At 73.1% G+C, this 15,402-nt stretch carries 12 protein-coding genes; 7 read left to right on the top strand and 5 right to left on the bottom strand.

The window, feature by feature from the left end; translation table 11 throughout:
• Positions 1-8: 8 nt before the first annotated feature.
• Positions 9-767, bottom strand: a complete 759-nt coding sequence (locus tag ACZ6EM_RS28650) for a GntR family transcriptional regulator (RefSeq protein ID WP_401055023.1) — start codon at positions 765-767, stop codon at positions 9-11.
• Between the two features lie 179 nt (positions 768-946).
• Here ACZ6EM_RS28650 and ACZ6EM_RS28655 point away from each other — a divergent pair, with 179 nt between their 5' ends.
• Positions 947-1,180: a hypothetical protein gene (locus ACZ6EM_RS28655; protein ID WP_465773561.1), complete on the top strand. Its 234-nt coding sequence runs from the start codon at positions 947-949 to the stop codon at positions 1,178-1,180.
• A 183-nt stretch (positions 1,181-1,363) separates the two neighbouring features.
• Here ACZ6EM_RS28655 and ACZ6EM_RS28660 read toward each other — a convergent pair whose 3' ends face one another.
• Positions 1,364-1,648: a hypothetical protein gene (locus ACZ6EM_RS28660; protein WP_359899516.1), complete on the bottom strand. Its 285-nt coding sequence runs from the start codon at positions 1,646-1,648 to the stop codon at positions 1,364-1,366.
• A gap of 213 nt (positions 1,649-1,861) precedes the next feature.
• Between ACZ6EM_RS28660 and ACZ6EM_RS28665 the strand changes: the two genes are divergently transcribed.
• From ACZ6EM_RS28665 to ACZ6EM_RS28675, 3 genes are all read left to right on the top strand, one after another.
• Complete coding sequence (locus ACZ6EM_RS28665) at positions 1,862-4,816, top strand: AfsR/SARP family transcriptional regulator (RefSeq protein ID WP_401049973.1); 2,955 nt, start codon at positions 1,862-1,864, stop codon at positions 4,814-4,816.
• Between the two features lie 574 nt (positions 4,817-5,390).
• Complete coding sequence (locus ACZ6EM_RS28670; protein WP_465773581.1) at positions 5,391-6,062, top strand: class I SAM-dependent methyltransferase; 672 nt, start codon at positions 5,391-5,393, stop codon at positions 6,060-6,062.
• A 230-nt stretch (positions 6,063-6,292) separates the two neighbouring features.
• The gene (locus ACZ6EM_RS28675; protein ID WP_452179642.1) at positions 6,293-8,017 is read left to right on the top strand and encodes an ATP-binding SpoIIE family protein phosphatase; all 1,725 of its coding nucleotides are present in this window, start codon (positions 6,293-6,295) and stop codon (positions 8,015-8,017) included.
• Between the two features lie 139 nt (positions 8,018-8,156).
• On the opposite strand, the gene ACZ6EM_RS28680 is transcribed toward ACZ6EM_RS28675, so the two are convergent.
• Complete coding sequence (locus ACZ6EM_RS28680) at positions 8,157-10,376, bottom strand: MMPL family transporter (RefSeq protein ID WP_465773562.1); 2,220 nt, start codon at positions 10,374-10,376, stop codon at positions 8,157-8,159.
• Positions 10,377-10,500: 124 nt separating this feature from the next.
• On the opposite strand from ACZ6EM_RS28680, the gene ACZ6EM_RS28685 reads away from it, so the two are divergent.
• Positions 10,501-11,157 carry a TetR/AcrR family transcriptional regulator gene (locus ACZ6EM_RS28685; RefSeq protein WP_452179641.1) on the top strand — a complete coding sequence of 219 codons (657 nt, stop codon included), beginning with the start codon at positions 10,501-10,503 and terminating at the stop codon, positions 11,155-11,157.
• Here ACZ6EM_RS28685 and ACZ6EM_RS28690 read toward each other — a convergent pair.
• A complete protein-coding gene (locus ACZ6EM_RS28690) occupies positions 11,154-12,104 on the bottom strand; it encodes a LysR substrate-binding domain-containing protein (protein ID WP_401052395.1) in 951 nt (316 codons plus the stop codon). The two genes, ACZ6EM_RS28685 and ACZ6EM_RS28690, sit on opposite strands and share 4 nt — an antisense overlap.
• 190 nt (positions 12,105-12,294) lie before the next feature.
• On the opposite strand from ACZ6EM_RS28690, the gene ACZ6EM_RS28695 reads away from it, so the two are divergent.
• Together ACZ6EM_RS28695 and ACZ6EM_RS28700 are read left to right on the top strand one after the other, a co-directional pair.
• The gene (locus ACZ6EM_RS28695) at positions 12,295-12,846 is read left to right on the top strand and encodes a peroxiredoxin (protein ID WP_359899505.1); all 552 of its coding nucleotides are present in this window, start codon (positions 12,295-12,297) and stop codon (positions 12,844-12,846) included.
• Between the two features lie 3 nt (positions 12,847-12,849).
• The gene (locus ACZ6EM_RS28700; protein ID WP_359899503.1) at positions 12,850-13,392 is read left to right on the top strand and encodes an alkyl hydroperoxide reductase; all 543 of its coding nucleotides are present in this window, start codon (positions 12,850-12,852) and stop codon (positions 13,390-13,392) included.
• Between the two features lie 91 nt (positions 13,393-13,483).
• On the opposite strand, the gene ACZ6EM_RS28705 is transcribed toward ACZ6EM_RS28700, so the two are convergent.
• Complete coding sequence (locus ACZ6EM_RS28705; protein WP_401055691.1) at positions 13,484-15,001, bottom strand: AI-2E family transporter; 1,518 nt, start codon at positions 14,999-15,001, stop codon at positions 13,484-13,486.
• Between the last annotated feature and the right edge of the window lie 401 nt (positions 15,002-15,402).

Genomic DNA, 15,402 nt, shown 5'->3' on the forward strand with positions numbered 1-15,402 from the left:
TCCGGCGTTCAGGCGTCGAAGTCGTACTCCAGGACGTAGGAGGCGGCGTCCAGGATCATCTCGTTGAGCTCGACGACCTGGCCCTCGTCGGCGAAGGCGGTGCGGCAGATCAGGATGACGGGGGTGCCGGCGGACAGTTCCAGGCGGGCGGCCTCCTCGGCGCCGGGCATCCGGGAGCGGACCTCCTCGCGGAAGTGCACGGGCTTGGCGCCGATCTCGGCGAGCCGGGCGTAGGTGCCGCCGGGGCCGGTGTCCTCGCGGGTGATCGCGGTGCCCGCGACCAGGACGGCGGGCAGGTAGGAGGTCGACAGCAGCACCGGCTTGCCGTCGAGGACGAAGCGGCGGTGCCGCACGCACATCGGGGCGCCCGGGGCGACCCCCAGCATCCGGGCCACGTGCTCGGGCGCGCCCTGCTCGGTGACGGACACCTGGTCGACCACCAGGCTGCGGTTGTCTATGTCCGCCGACCATATCGACCGGCCGGACCCCCACTGCCCCTGCGCCAGCCGCTGGATGCCGCGCCGGCGCAGCGGCCGGAAGTCCCGGACGAACACCCCGGCGCCGCGGCGCGCCTCGGCGATGCCCTCGCTCTGCAGCACGCCCAGCGCCTGGCGGGCGGTCATCCGGGCCACGCCGTACTCGTCCATGAGGTCGTTCTCGCCGGGCAGGCGGTCGCCCGCGCGGTACCGGCCGGTGTCGATGGCCGTTTTCAGCGCTTCGGCGATCCGCTGGTACTTGGGCTGCTTGTCGCCATTGCTGCCGGTCATCGCCGCTCCCTCTGCCTCGGACAAATCGTAGGCGTGCCCGCGGTCGCCGGTAAGGAGATACGACCGTTGACATCTCTAGAGATATTAGCTTCTCTAGAGATGCTGGCCAGTCGCCGACCAGAGCGAGGAGCAGCACGGTGAGCACCCGACAGCGAAACACCCCGGCCTACCGGCCCCACGTGGGTGAACTCGTCCTCGACCGGAGGACCGGACGCACCGGCATCTACATGGACACCATCGGCGGCGAGCACTACCTGCGCCCCGAGCCCGGCGGCCGGGAATGGACGGCCGACCCCCACCAGGTCGCCCCCGCCCCCGGGGCGGGCGATTCAGCCGAATACGATCTTCCTCGGCAATTTCGGCAGAACGCGGGCAAACGGCGGCATTCCGACCACCGCAATACCCCCGGGTGAATCCGGAATTCCGGAACGTCCCGCACCCGCCGTCGGGCACGTTACGGATATCGCCGGTCACCATGAGTGCACCGCGGGCATGTTTCGGCCACCCGGTTGACACCTTTGGGGAATTGGCGTGCCCATAACCACCGGTGCCCCCGCGCCCGGACGGGGGCGACGGGGGCACTCGACCGGCACGGCTCACGCGTGGCCGAAGACGATGCTCTCCGGCTCGTACTTCTCGCCCGGCTTGCCGGTGTCCGGCTTGGCCGGCTCCAGCAGGTGGTCGGCCTCGTCGCCGAAGATCCCGTTCTCGATCGCGTTCTTCCGGTCGGCACTCGGCTCGGTGTACTCGGTCGGGTCCGAGGTCGCGGCGACCGCGCCCTCGACAGCCTGGCCGGCCTCCACAGCGGAGTCCGGGGCCGGGGTCTGCGCCTGGTTCTCGGGCGTCGACGGCACCGGGGTCTCGCTCTGGTCGTTGGCCATTGGCGGCCGCCTTTCGGTCATCAAATGTCGTCAGCCCGACCGGCTTGGCGCGGGCGCGGGCACAGTATCGTAGGGTTGATTAAATGTCCGATAAACATCGTGCGGCTTGCGGGACCGTCCGGCAGAGTCGGGCGTCCGCCTAAGCTGAAGCACCGCGGCGGACCGCCGAGCGCCCTTTCACGAAATCGACACCACAGGCCATCGGGGGACTTCATGGAGTTTCAGGAGACGCCGCCCTCGCCCGCGCTGCGCTTCCAGGTCCTCGGCCCGGTCCAGGCCTGGCTCGACGGGAAGCCCGTCTCCCTCGGCTCCCCCCAGCAACAGGCGGTCCTGAGCGCCCTCCTGCTGCACGCCGGCCGCCCGGTCACCACCCAGGACCTGGTCGACGCCCTGTGGGGCGATCGCCCGCCGGCCCAGGCGGTCGCCGCCCTGCGGACCTACGTCTCCCGGCTGCGCTCGGTCATCGAGCCGCGCCGCGAGGTCCGCGCACCCGCCGAGCTGCTGGTCTCGGTCGCCGACGGCTACGCCTTGCGCATCCCGGGCGAGGCCCTCGACCTGACGGTCTTCGAGCGGCTCTGCGCCGAGGCCGCGGCCGCCCGGACGAACGGCGGCAAGCAGGAGGCGCACCGGCTGCTGACCGAGGCACTGGGCCTGTTCAGCGGCCGCCCGCTCACCGGCATCCCCGGCCCCTATGCCGACACCCAGCGGCTCCGACTGGCCGAGCGCCAGGTGGCCGCCGCCGAGGACCTGTGCGCCGCCGCCCTCGCCATCGGCCAGCACGCGGAAATCGTCGGAGAGCTCAACAACCTGACGACGGAACATCCGCTGCGCGAACGGCTGCGCGAACTCCTGATGCTGGCGCTGTACCGCTGCGGCCGCCAGGCCGAGGCCCTCGGCGTCTACACCGACACCCGCAAACTGCTCATCGAGGAACTCGGGGTGGAACCGGGCGTCGGCCTGTCCACGATGCACACCCGCATCCTCGCGGCCGACCCCGCGCTCGCCCTCCCGGCCGTGCCCGAAGTGGCGGCGAAGGACCGGCCCACCGCCCCGGCGCCGGCCCAACTCCCGGCCGATGTCCTGGACTTCAGCGGCCGCACCGAGCTGGTGAGCGACCTCTCGACGGTCCTGATGAACGCCACCGGCCAGGCCGTGGTGGTCACTTCGCTGGCCGGCATCGGCGGCGTCGGGAAGACCACCCTCGCGGTCCACGTCGCCCACCGGGTCCGGGCCGAGTTCCCGGACGGACAGCTGTACGTCGACCTGCGCGGCGCCGGCGCCTCGCCGGCCGACCCGGTCGTCGTCCTCGGCGACTTCCTCCACGCCCTCGGTGTCACCGAGAACCCGGAGTCGATGGAGCAGCGCGCGGCGCTCTACCGCTCGCTGCTCGCCAACCGGCGGATGCTCATCCTGCTGGACAACGCACGGGACGCCGACCAGATCCGGCCGCTGATCCCGGGCGTCTCCGGCTGCGCGGTGCTCGCCACCAGCCGTTCCCGGCTCGCCGGCATCCCCGGCGCGCAACTGTTCGACGTCGAGGAGCTGACTCCGCGGGAGGCCCTGGCACTGTTCTCGGCCATCGTCGGGGAGCAGCGGGTCGCCGCGGAGCCGGAGGCGGCCATGGCGGTGGTCACCGCGTGCGGCTTCCTGCCGCTGGCGGTCCGCATCGCCGCCGCCCGGCTGGCCAGCCGGCCGCGGTGGAGCGTCTCCGACCTGGCCCGTCGGTTAGCCGACCAGCGTCACCGCCTGGACGAGCTCCAACTCGGCAACCTCGCCGTGGAGACCACCATCGGGCTCGGCTACGGACAGCTGTCCACGGCCGAGGCCCGCGCCTTTCGACTGCTCGCGCTGATCGACTCCCCCGACATCCCGCTCGCGGCCGCCGCGGCACTCCTCGGCGTGGACGAGGACACCGCCGAGGAGCTCGTCGAGGCCCTGGTGGAGGCGAACATGCTGGAGTGCTTCACCCCCGGCCGCTACCGCTACCACGATCTGCTCCGCCTCTACGCCCAGCGGCAGAACGACCGGTCGGGCGACGGCGGGGAGCAGGAACGGGCCGTCCTGCGGCTGCTCGACCTGCTGATCCCGACCGTCCGCAACGCGGCCCGGACCCTCGAACCGGACGACCCCGAGCCCGAGCTGCTCACCACGCCGTCCTCGCCCGGGATCGGCCTGCCGACCAGCGGTTCCGCTCAGTCCTGGCTCCGGAGCGAGAGCGCCCTCCTGCTCAACTCGACGGCGGCGGCGGCGAACGGGCCCCGCTCCTCGCAGCACGCGGCGATCGACCTGTTGATCCTGCTGTACGGCCTCGATCCGGACCCGACCCACGGCCCGCAGGTACGACCGGTCCTGGAAGCCCTCGGACGCGAGGCGGAGCTCCGCGACGACTCCGCCGCACTCGCCCGGGTGCACTTCGTCCTGGGTGCCCTGAACTACGTCACCAGTGACTTCCAGGGCGCCGAGCACTCGCTGCGCCGCAGTCTGGACCACCAGTCACCGGACGTCCCGACCGTCCAGCTGCTGGCCACCGCCAACATCCTGGGCGTGATCCTTAGCCTGGGCAACCGTCCGGCCGAGGCCCTGCCGTTCATGGAACAGGCCCGGGCCACCAGCCAGGCGGTCGGCGCGCCGACCGCCGAGGCCCGCATCGTCAGCAACATGGCCCGGGCACAGCACCGGCTCGGGATGACCGAGACGGCGGTCCGGTCCGCCGGTGACGGTGTCGCCGCCGCCCGGGAGTCCAAGAACGGCCCGCTGCTCGCCCAGACCCTCTACCAGCTGGGTGTGGTGCTCTCCGGCGGCGACGCCGTTCCGCACCTGCGGGAGGCGCACCGGCTCTACCAGTCGCAGCAGAACCCCCTGTGGGAGGGCTACACCCTGGCCAGGCTCGCCTCGGCCCTGCTGGTCGCCGAGCAGCCCGCCGAGGCGGCCTCGGCGGCCGACGAGTCGCTGGCGATCGGCCAGGAGCTGGGCTCCGCCTACTGCCAGGGCCTGGCGAACGCCGCACTGGGCGAGGCCCTGTTGGCGCTCGCCCAGCCGGCTCGCGGACTCGCCTGCCTCCAGGAGGCCCATGCGATCTTCACGCGGCTCGGTGTGCCTGAGGCCTCCCCCGTGGCGGACCTCATCTCCCAGCAGCACACCGAGCCCCTCTCTCCCCCCGCGCCGTAAGGCTTCCGCTCCCCCACGGAGAACCTCCCCCGTTCCACGCGTCGGCGCCCCCGCAGCCCCCCGGCTGCGGGAGCGCCCTCAACGCTTCCCCGGCGCTGGACTCCACTGTGCACCGGACCGATTGACGTTCGATAAACGTCCGATAGTCAGCCTGCGGATCGGCAAAACCGCAGGTCATCGACGTTCCCTTGGCGCGCTGTCCGGCGTGCGTGGCCACGCGCACAACCCCGCCCGCACCCCCGTGCTTCCGCAACCCCGGCCACAACCGCCCAAGCGCGGCGAGTTGGCCGGAAAGGAACCCCACGGCACAGTGATCACGCATATTCTCAGATGCCAGTACGCACACGAGTGTCTGCTCGGAAACGCATCGGGGTGCAGTCCGTCCGCGTGGTGCGCAGAGCGTGACGTACCGCCACCGGCAGCGGCCCGCGGGGCCGCGGAGGAGCCACCGGAGGCCACGGGTGGAAGGGTGCCTCGCAACGTGACGACCGGACAGATATCGGACCCGTTCCCCGTCGACGAGGACGCCGGCGACGACGAACCCGAGGTACGGCGGCGGCGGGCGGCCCGGGCACTGCAGGCGGTCGCCTTCGACACCATCGGCACGGAGTACGGCGAGGCGTTCCCCGCCAAGGACGGACAGCTGGCCTGCGGCCGGCGGCTGCTCGCCGAGCTCGAACCCGGCGCCCGGGTGCTGGACGTGGGCTGCGGCACCGGCGAACCGACCGTCCGCCAGCTGGTCGCCGACGGTCTGCGGGTGACCGGCGCGGACCTCTCCGACGGGATGCTCACGCTGGCCCGGCGGACCGCCTTCCCGGGCGTGTTCGCGCCGGTGTTCCATCGGATCGACCTGTACGATCTGGCCACCGAGCGTGCGGACCGGGTCTGGAACGCCCCTGAACTGGGGCCGGACGGCCGGGGCCGGTTCGCCGCCGTCACCGCGTTCTTCTCGCTGATCCTGCTGCCGCAGGACGAGATCCCGACCGTGCTGCGGCAGCTGCGCGAACTCCTGTGGCCGGGCGGACTGCTGGCGCTCGGTATGGTCGAGGCGGACCTGGATCACGTTCCGCTTCCGTTCCTTGGCAGAGAGCTGCGGATCAGTGGGTATCTGAGGGAGGATCTGGAGCGGGTTCTGGTCTCGGCCGGCTTCGCCGTCGAGGAGTGCTCGGGGCATCCGTACGCACCGGCCAGTACCTCGCTGCCGCCGGAGGAACAGCTGTTCCTGCGCTGTCGACGCGTCGGCTGATCGAACCGGGACAGGGCCGGCCGCACCCGCGGCCGGTGCAACAGAACAGCTCACCGACCACACCGAATCCAGGACAGGCAGCCGTGCGCGACCAGCTCAAGACCGAGGCGGAGCAGCCGCCCGCCGTCCCGGGCCAGCGCCGCCAGGTCCCGGCCGCGACACCGGCCCCGGCGACGGCCCTGCCGGCAGCCCCGGTACGACGGGCGGGCGCACGGCCGGAACGCACCGAGATGGCGGACCGCCTGGCGTACCTCGACTCGGCGACCCGGCGGATCAACAGCGCCCTCGACCTCGCCGCGACGCTGCGCAACATCGGCCGGGTGCTGGTCCCGACGCTCGCCGACGCCGCCGTCGTCCACCTGCGCGACCCGCTGCCCAACGTCGAACGCGAACCCGGCTTCCCGGAGGAGCTGCGGATACACCACAGCACCGGCACCCGGATCGGCCGCCGCGGCCGCCCGAGCGGTCTGGACGACCGGCGCCGCTCCCGCTACGGCGCCCGCTCGACCGCCGACGGCGGCCCGGCCACCCCGGTGACCCGCGGCGGGGCGCTCGCCCACGCCCTGCTGAGCCGCCGCCCCGCCGAGGCCGCCGTCCTCGGCACCCCCGCCGCCGAACGCGCCGAGACGCTGCTGCGCGAGCTGTACGGCACCCGCGGGGTGGCCCGGCTGGCCGCCGGGACCTCCGTCCTCGCCCTGCCGCTGCGCGGGCGCAAGGCCGTGCTCGGGCTGCTGATACTGATCCGCCGCCCTCCCGAACGCACCGGCCGCCCGGTCTTCGACGCCGCGGACACCGCGACCGCCGCGCACCTCGCCACCCAGGCCGGGCTGGCCGTGGACACCGCACTGCGCTACGCCCGCGAGTGGGAGATCGCCAACGAACTCCAGCGCAGCATGCTGCCGCTGCGCCTGCCGCAGTCGCACGGCGTCCGGATCGCCCAGCGCTACCTGCCCGGCGAGCGCGGCGCACAGGTCGGCGGGGACTGGTACGACGCCGTCCCGCTGCCCGGCAACCGGGTCGCCCTGATCGTCGGCGACGTGATGGGCCACTCCCTCACCTCGGCCGCCATCATGGGCCAGCTGCGCACCAGCGCCCAGACCCTGGCCGCCCTCGACCTGCCGCCCCACGAGGTGCTCTACCACCTGGACGAACAGGCCCAGCGGCTCGGCCGGGAACAGCACCTGGCCACCTGCGTCTACGCGGTGTACGACCCGATCGCCAACCGGGTGGTGATGGCCAACGCCGGACACGTCCCACCGGTGCTGGTCCGCCCGGACGGCATCGCCGAGCTGGTCGAACTGGACTCCGGGGCACCGATCGGCGTCGGCGGGGTGGACTTCAACTCCGTCGAACTGCCCGCACCGCCCGGCTCGGCCCTGCTGCTGTTCACCGACGGCCTGGTGGAGACCCGCACCCGCCCGATCAGCGACGGCCTGGAGATGCTGCGCGCCCGGATCGCCGCCGCCCGCTGGCAGTCCCCCGAGCAGCTGTGCCAGGAGGCGCTGCGGATCCTGCCGCCCGGCGACCGCGGCGACGACATCGCCCTGCTCGGCGCCTGCTTCGACGGCATCCCGGCCGGGGACGTCGCCCACTGGTACCTCCAGCCGCGCAACGAGACTCCGGGCCGGGCCCGCCGACTGGCCGCGCACACGCTGCGCCGCTGGGGGCTGGACGAGCTGAGCGAGGCGACCGAGCTGATGGTCAGCGAGCTGGTCACCAACGCCGTCCAGCACGCGACCCGGCCGGTCACCCTGAGCCTGGTGCGCACCGCCCGGCTGCGCTGCGAGGTCGGCGACGACAGCCCGCTGCTGCCGCGCCCGCGCCGCACCGGGCCGGAGGACGAACGCGGGCGCGGGCTGCAGATAGTGGCCCGGTGCGCGGACCGCTGGGGTGCGACCAGGCTGGGCACCGGCAAGGTGGTCTGGTTCGAACAGCGGCTGCCCGCGGGGATGTGACCGCGCCCCCTCCAACGCGGGGGCGCCCGGCGGGAACGGATCCCACCGGGCGCCCCGTACGGGTCGTCCGACCACTGCCCCCGGGCCGGGCCTCCTGGCGCCGGGGCTTCTGGCGCCGGGGCTTCTGGGGCCGGGGCCGTCAGATCCGGGTCGGCTCCACGGCCGGCTGCTCGGCCGGCTCCCGCGTCCCGTCCTCGGCCGGCCGTCGCGCGAGCCGGGCCATCAGCTGCTCGCCCTCCATGTCCACCCGCGGCACGACCTTCTCCAGCCGCTTCGGGAACCACCAGGCGGCCTTGCCGAACAGCGCCATCGCGGCCGGCACCAGCGCCATCCGCACCACGAAGGCGTCCACCAGCACGCCCACCGCGAGGGCGAAGCCGATCGGCTGGACGACCGGGTCGTGGCCGAAGACGAACGAGCCGAACACCGCCACCATGATCAGCGCGGCCGCCGTGACCACCCGGGCCCCGTTCCGCACCCCGGCCACCACGGCCTCGCGCGGCGCCGCGCCGTGGACGTGCTGCTCCTTCATCCCGGAGACCAGGAACAGCTCGTAGTCCATCGCCAGCCCGAACAGCACGCCGATCAGCAGGATCGGCACGAAGCTCACCACCGGCCCGACCTTGGGCACGTCGATCAGCCCGTCCAGCCAGCCCCACTGGTAGACCGCGACCACCGCGCCGAGCGAGGCGGTGACGCTGAGCAGGAAGCCGGCCACCGCCTTGAGCGGGACGAGCACCGAGCGGAACGCCAGCGCCAGCAGCACCACCGCGATCCCGACGATCACCGCGAGGAAGGGCGGCAGCGCCTGGCCGAGCTTGGTGGAGACGTCGATGTTGGCGGCCGTGGTGCCGGTGACGGCGATGTCCGCGCCGGTCTCCGCCTTCAGCTCCGCCTTCCGGTCGCGGATCTCGTTGACCAGCGCCTCGGTATCCGCGTGGTCCGGACCGGTCTGCGGGATGACGGTCACCAGCGCGGTGCGGCTCTCCTGGTCGACGGTCGGCGGCAGCAGCGTCCCGACGCCCTTGAGGGTCTGGAGCTTCGCGGCCACCTCCCGCACCGCCTGCTCGGGCTGCGGGGCGCCGTGGGCGTCCACCACGACCACCAGCGGAGCGTTGAAGCCCGGCCCGAAGCTCTCGCCGACCAGGTCGTACGCCTTGCGCGCGTCCGTCCCGGCGGCCTGCGAACCGCCGCTCGGCAGACCGAGGTTCAGGCTCGCGGCGGGCACCGCCAGGGCGCCCAGCCCGGCCAGTGCGACCAGCAGGACGGGCAGCGGACGGCGGACCACGAAGCGGCCCCAGCGCTCGCCCATGGTGGTGCGGCCGTTGGCGGTCAGGGCCCGCTTCCAGATCGGCAGCCGGTCGATCGCCCGGCCGGTGAAGCCCAGCACGGCGGGCAGCAGCGTGATCGCGACCAGGACGGCCACCACGACGGCCCCGGAGGCGGCCAGACCCATCACGGTGAGGAAGGGCACGCCCGCGACGGCGAGTCCGGCGAGCGCGACGACCACGGTCAGGCCGGCGAAGACGACGGCGCTGCCGGCGGTCGCGGTGGCCCGGGCGGCGGCCTCCTCCGGCTCCAGGCCCTCGTCCAGGTGGCGGCGGTACCGGAAGAGGATGAACAGCGCGTAGTCGATGCCGACCGCGAGGCCGACCATCAGGGCCAGCACCGGCGCGGTGGTGATGATCTCGAAGGAGCCGGTGAGCGCCAGCAGGCCGGCCATCGTCACGCCGACGCCGACCAGCGCGGTCAGCAGCGGCAGCCCGGCGGCGACCAGCGTGCCGAGGGTGACCACCAGCACCAGCCCGGCCACCACCAGGCCGATCGCCTCGCTGCCGCCCTCGATCTGGGCCATCGTGTTGTACGCGTCGCCGCCGAAGGCCACGTCCAGCCCGGCCGCGCGGGCCGGCTCGGCGGCGGCCTTCACCGCGTCGCGCTGCCGGTCGGTGACGTCGGCGAGCTTGTGGTCGAAGGAGACCAGCGCGAGAGCGACCGTCCCGTCCGGCGAGAGCGCGCCGGTGGCGTACGGGTCCGGCACCGCGGCCACGCCCGGCACCTGGGCGATCCGGGCGACGGCCTCGCCGACCGCCCTGCCGGCCTCGGGCGTCCCGATGCCGCCGGGCGCGCCGGCGGCGAAGACGACCTGCGCGGAGCCGTGGCCCTGCGCCGGGAAGGTGTCCTTGATCCGGTCCAGGGCGGCCTGCGCCTCGGTGCCCGGGACCTTGAACTCGTCGGTGGTCTTGCCGGCGAAGGCGCCCGCGGCCCCGCCGATGGCGAGGAGCAGGGCGATCCAGACGGCGACGACGGCCCGTCGCCGCCGGAAGCAGTATCGGCCCAGTCGGTACAGGTACGTGGCCATCGGCGGTCCCTCGGGTCGGTCAGGGCAGGTCGCGTCCCACCGTAGACCGAACTTTGTCGGGTGACAAAGTTGACCGACAAGATCGCACGACACAGTTGCCTGCCCGTGGCGCTACCCTGACTGGATGGCCCACGTCCCCGCCTCCGAACGCCGACCGCAACTGGTCCAGGCCGCGATCGACCTGATGACCAGGGAGGGAATCGCCGCCGGCAGCACCCGCGCGATCGCGGCCGAGCTGGGCGTGGCGCAGGCGACGGTGCACTACACCTTCGGCACCAAGAAGGATCTCTACCGGGCGGTCGTCCAGCAGCTGAAGTCCGACTTCGTCGGCGAGGTGCGCGCCGCCTCCCCCGGCGACGGCGCGTTCGGCGAACAGGTCCGCACCCTGGTGCTCGCGCTCTGGGAGGCCGCCACCGGCGAGCACGGACGCTGCGTGCTGCTGAGCGAGTTCGGGGCGCTGGCCATGCGCGACCCGGACATGCAGGAGATCATGCTCGGGCTCCAGCACGACATCGAGGGCACCGCCACCGAGATGCTCGACGCCCTCGCGGCCGCCCACGGCCTGAGCCTGGCGCTGCCCGCCCGCCGGATCGCCGTCCACTTCCTCGGCGGCTTCGACGGTCTGACGGCCCGCCACCTCACCCTGCGCCGGCCCGGCGACCGGCCCGACCAGGACACCCTGGAGGCGCTGGAGCTCCTCGTCGCGACGACGGTCGGACTCTGCCTGGGCACCCCGGCGGCGGAACTCCGCCGGCCGGACCCCCTGCGCGCTTCGCGCTAGGAAACGATCCGGACCGGCAGCTCGACCAGCACCTCGCGCAGCGCGGCCGCGAAGCGCTCGTACTCGGCGTTGCGGGCCGAGCCCGGCCGGACGGCCAGCCCGATCCTGCGGCCGGGCTGCGGTGCGGCGAAGCGGACGGCGGCCAGCCGGTCGGTGCGCCCGGCCTCGACGTCCAGCGCGGTGGCGGGCAGCAGGGTCACCCCGAGGCCGCCGGCGACCAGCTGGACCAGGGTGGACAGGCCGGCAGCGCGGGTGGTCGAGCCCGCCGGGTCGGCGCCGACCTCGCGGCAGATGTCCAGCGCCTGGTCGCGCAGGCAGTGGCCCTCCTCCAGCAGCAGCACGTCCAGGTCGAGCAGCACGTCGCGCGGGACGTCGATCCGCCCGGCGAGCGGGTGGCCGGGCGGGGTGAGCAGGACGAAGTCCTCGTCGAACAGCGGGATGTCCTTGGTCGGCGAGGCCCCGCCGGCCGGCAGCGCGAGCAGCAGGACGTCCAGCCGCCCGGCGGCCAGGCCCTCCAGCAGCGAGGGGGTGCGCTCCTCGTGGACGTGCAGCTCCAGGTCCGGGAAGCCGTCGCGGACCAGCCGCAGCACGGTGGGCAGCAGGTAGGGCGCGACGGTCGGGATGACACCCAGGTGCAGCGGCCCGGTGAACGGACGGCGGGCGGCCTCGACCTCCTCGGTGAGGGCCTGCAGCGAGGCGAGCACCCGGCGCGCGTGCTGGTGCACACGCTCCCCCAGTGGGGTGACGATCACCTTGCGCGTCGTACGCTCGACCAGCTGTGCGCCCAGCGACTCCTCCAGCGCTGCGACCGCCCCGGACAGCGCGGGCTGGCTGGTCCCGGTGGCGGCGGCGGCCTCCCGGAAGTGCCGGTGCTCGGCCACCGCGACGAAGGCGCGCAACTGGGCGACGGTCGGGGTGCGCGGGCTGCGGACTGTGGCGCTCGCCACAGTCGGGTCGCCCTTGGGGTCGCCGTTCCGGCGGGGACGCGGCCGCGACGTGGGGGATTCAGTACTGATAACAATCTCCGATCAGACACATCCAGTGTAGCTATTTCCCTGATCAGTCCACGATGTGGAACTGTGAGTGGTGTCCGGATTCCGGACAAGCTCCCCTCATCTCACTTCAGGAGAAGCGAACGTGCTCACGATCGGTGACAAGTTCCCCGAGTTCGACCTCAAGGCCTGTGTCGACCTGGACGCCGCGAGCGCCTTCGCCGATATCAACCACAAGTCCTACGAGGGCAAGTGGAAGATCGTCTTCTTCTGGCCGATGGACTTCACCTTCGTCTGCCCGACCGAGATCGCCGCGTTCGGCAAGCTGAACGACGAGTTCGCCGACCGCGACGCCCAGGTCCTCGGCGTCTCCGGCGACTCCGAGTTCGTGCACCACGCCTGGCGCAAGGACCACAAGGACCTGCGCGACCTGCCCTTCCCGATGCTGGCCGACATCAAGCACGACCTGATGCGCGCCTGCGGCGTCGAGGGCGAGGACGGCACCGCCCAGCGCGCCGTCTTCATCGTCGACCCGAACAACGAGATCCAGTTCGTCATGGTCACCGCCGGCTCCGTCGGCCGTAACCCCAAGGAGGTCCTGCGGGTGCTGGACGCCCTGCAGACCGACGAGCTGTGCCCGTGCAACTGGAACAAGGGCGAGGACACCCTCGACGCCCAGGCCCTGCTGGCGGGCTGACCCATGGCTCTCGACGACCTGAAGGCCGCCCTCCCGGACTACGCCAAGGACCTCAAGCTCAACCTGGGCTCGGTCATCGGCAACTCCGACCTCCCCGCCCAGCAGCTCTGGGGCACCGTGCTGTCCTGCGCGATGGCCACCCGCAGCCCCGGCCTGCTGCGTGAGCTGGAGCCCGAGGCCAAGGCCAACCTGTCCCCGGAGGCGTACAACGCCGCCAAGGGCGCGGCCGCGATCATGGGGATGAACAACGTCTACTACCGGACGCTGCACCTGCTCTCCGACAAGGAGTACAGCACGATGCGGGCCGGTCTGCGGATGAACATCATCGGCACCCCGGGCGTCGAGAAGGTCGACTTCGAACTCTGGTGCTTCGCGGTCTCCGCCATCAACGGCTGCGGCCAGTGCCTCGACTCGCACGAGGCCGTGCTGCGCAAGGCCGGCGTCGAGCGCGAGGTCGTCCAGGCCTCGATGAAGATCGCCGCCGTCCTGCAGGCCGTGGCCGGCGTCCTCGACTCCGAGGCCGCCCTCGCCGCCGTCACCGCCTGACGCACCCGGCACCCCGACGGGCCCTCCCGGACACCATGTCCGGGAGGGCCCGTCGTCGTTCTCCCCACCGGCAGTCCGGCACGGCGGAGGGTCAGTCGGTGGCGGGCGCGGCCGGCGGGGCGGAACTGGTGGCCGCGGTGCGCTCGGCGGCCTGTCCGGCCGTCCGTTCGGCGGCCTCGCGGGCGGCTTCGAGCGCGGTGAAGACGGCCTGGCCGGCCTCGTTGCGCCGGCGCAGGTGGGTGACCACGGTGTTGGTGACGGCGATCAGCGGGACGGCGACCACCGCGCCGCCGATGCCCCCGATGATGCCGCCGGCCGCGACGCCGAGCACCACGCCGAGCGGGTGGACCCGGACGGCCCGGCCGAGGATCAGCGGCTGGAGGATGTGACTCTCCACCTGCATCACCACCACCAGCACCACCAGCACCATCAGCGCCGTCCACGGCCCCTGGGTGACCAGCGCGATCAGCACCGCGACGGTGCCGGTGACCAGTGCGCCGACCAGCGGGACGAAGGCGCCCAGGAAGATGATCACAGCCAGCGGCAGGGCCAGCGGCACGCCCAGCAGATCGACGCCGATGCCGATGCAGAGCGCGTCGATGAAGGCCACGCAGACCGTGCCGCGCACATAGGCGGTGAGCGTCGCCCACGCCTTCGGGCCGGCCCCGGCCATCGCGAAGCGGGAATGCCGCGGCAGCCCGCGCAGCGCCCAGTTCCAGATCTTCGCCCCGTCGTAGAGGAAGAAGAAGGTGGTGAAGAAGGTCATCAGCAGTGCGGTCAGCACCTCGACGGCGATCTGCGCGCCGGTGATCGAGGCCGAGGTGAGCTGATCGGTGTTGGTGGTGATGGCCTTGGTGATCTGGTTGGCGAAGTCGGTGATCTGCTGCTGGGTCAGGTGCAACGGCCCGGTGACCAGCCAGTCCCGCATCTGGTTGACGCCGGTCTTCACCTGGGTGGTGACGTCCGAGAGGTTGGTCGACACCTGCCAGACCACGAACCAGCCGACCAGTCCGATCCCGGCGAGACCGCTGAGGAACACCCCGCCCGCCGCCAGCGAGCGCGGCACCCCGCGCCGGCGCAGCCAGGAGACCGAGGGCTCCAGCAGCGCGGTGATCAGCAGCGAGGCCAGCACCGAGAAGGCGACCAGCCGCAGCATGTCGACCACGTAGAAGACGACGTAGAGCGCGGCTCCGAGCAGCAGCAGCCGCCAGGTCGACTCCGCGGCCACCCGCAGCCCCCACGGCACCGCCTCGGCGGGGGTGGCCGGGCGGCCGGGGTGGTACTCCCGCCCGAACCCGGTGTGCGCGACCGGCGCGGGCGCGGTGACCGGGGCCGCCGCGGCGGACGGCGGGACCGCCTCGGCCGCCGGGGCCGGGTCGGTCCGCGGGACCGGGACCGGTCCGGGCGCCTCGACGAGTGCCGGGACAAGTGCCGGGACGTGCCCGTCCACGAGCGCCGGAACGTTCCCGGCGGCCGGCCCCGGGAGGGCCGGCTCGTGCGGGTCGGCCGCCATCGCGGCCCGCCGGCGCCGTTCGATCACGGCGGCCGCGCTCGCCACCACGGCCATGCCCTTGGCCACGGCCTTGAAGGCCTTTCCGCCCCGCGCCATCCTCGCTACCACCGCTCCACTGCCGAACCCGCCGAACCCGCCGTGCCCGGCGGTACGCCGCGGGTCCCGCCGCGGCCGTCAGGGATGACGCTACCCGGCGAGGGCGCGGCCAGTCCGGCCGCGGGCCCGTTCGACTCGAACCTCCCATGCCGACGAACCGGACAAAACGCAAGGTTCCATCCGGTTTCGGATGCGGTCCGCTGGGGAGGAGTCGGGACGAGACCCCGGAGCCCGGCCACCGAGGTCGCCCCGCGGCCAACTGCCGGCGGACCGGCCGGTGCGGGAAGCAACCAGGACCCCTTCCCGCGCCCCGCGTCCGCAACCGGGACCGCACCGCCCGAGGGCGCACTGGTCAGCGCAGCCCGGGCGGCGCGGTCCGCCCCCCGGGCTCGCGCCCCGCA

The sequence above is a fragment of the Kitasatospora sp. NPDC041917 genome, from assembly GCF_055589745.1.

What these genes read in the sequence shown, in the direction of transcription:
- ACZ6EM_RS28650 (WP_401055023.1), bottom strand. Translation starts at nt 767, where the DNA reads ATGACCGGCAGCAATGGCGACAAGCAGCCCAAGTACCAGCGGATCGCC.
- ACZ6EM_RS28660 (WP_359899516.1), bottom strand. Translation starts at nt 1,648, where the DNA reads ATGGCCAACGACCAGAGCGAGACCCCGGTGCCGTCGACGCCCGAGAAC.
- ACZ6EM_RS28665 (WP_401049973.1), top strand. Translation starts at nt 1,862, where the DNA reads ATGGAGTTTCAGGAGACGCCGCCCTCGCCCGCGCTGCGCTTCCAGGTC.
- ACZ6EM_RS28675 (WP_452179642.1), top strand. Translation starts at nt 6,293, where the DNA reads ATGGCGGACCGCCTGGCGTACCTCGACTCGGCGACCCGGCGGATCAAC.
- ACZ6EM_RS28680 (WP_465773562.1), bottom strand. Translation starts at nt 10,376, where the DNA reads ATGGCCACGTACCTGTACCGACTGGGCCGATACTGCTTCCGGCGGCGA.
- ACZ6EM_RS28685 (WP_452179641.1), top strand. Translation starts at nt 10,501, where the DNA reads ATGGCCCACGTCCCCGCCTCCGAACGCCGACCGCAACTGGTCCAGGCC.
- ACZ6EM_RS28700 (WP_359899503.1), top strand. Translation starts at nt 12,850, where the DNA reads ATGGCTCTCGACGACCTGAAGGCCGCCCTCCCGGACTACGCCAAGGAC.
- ACZ6EM_RS28705 (WP_401055691.1), bottom strand. Translation starts at nt 15,001, where the DNA reads ATGGCGCGGGGCGGAAAGGCCTTCAAGGCCGTGGCCAAGGGCATGGCC.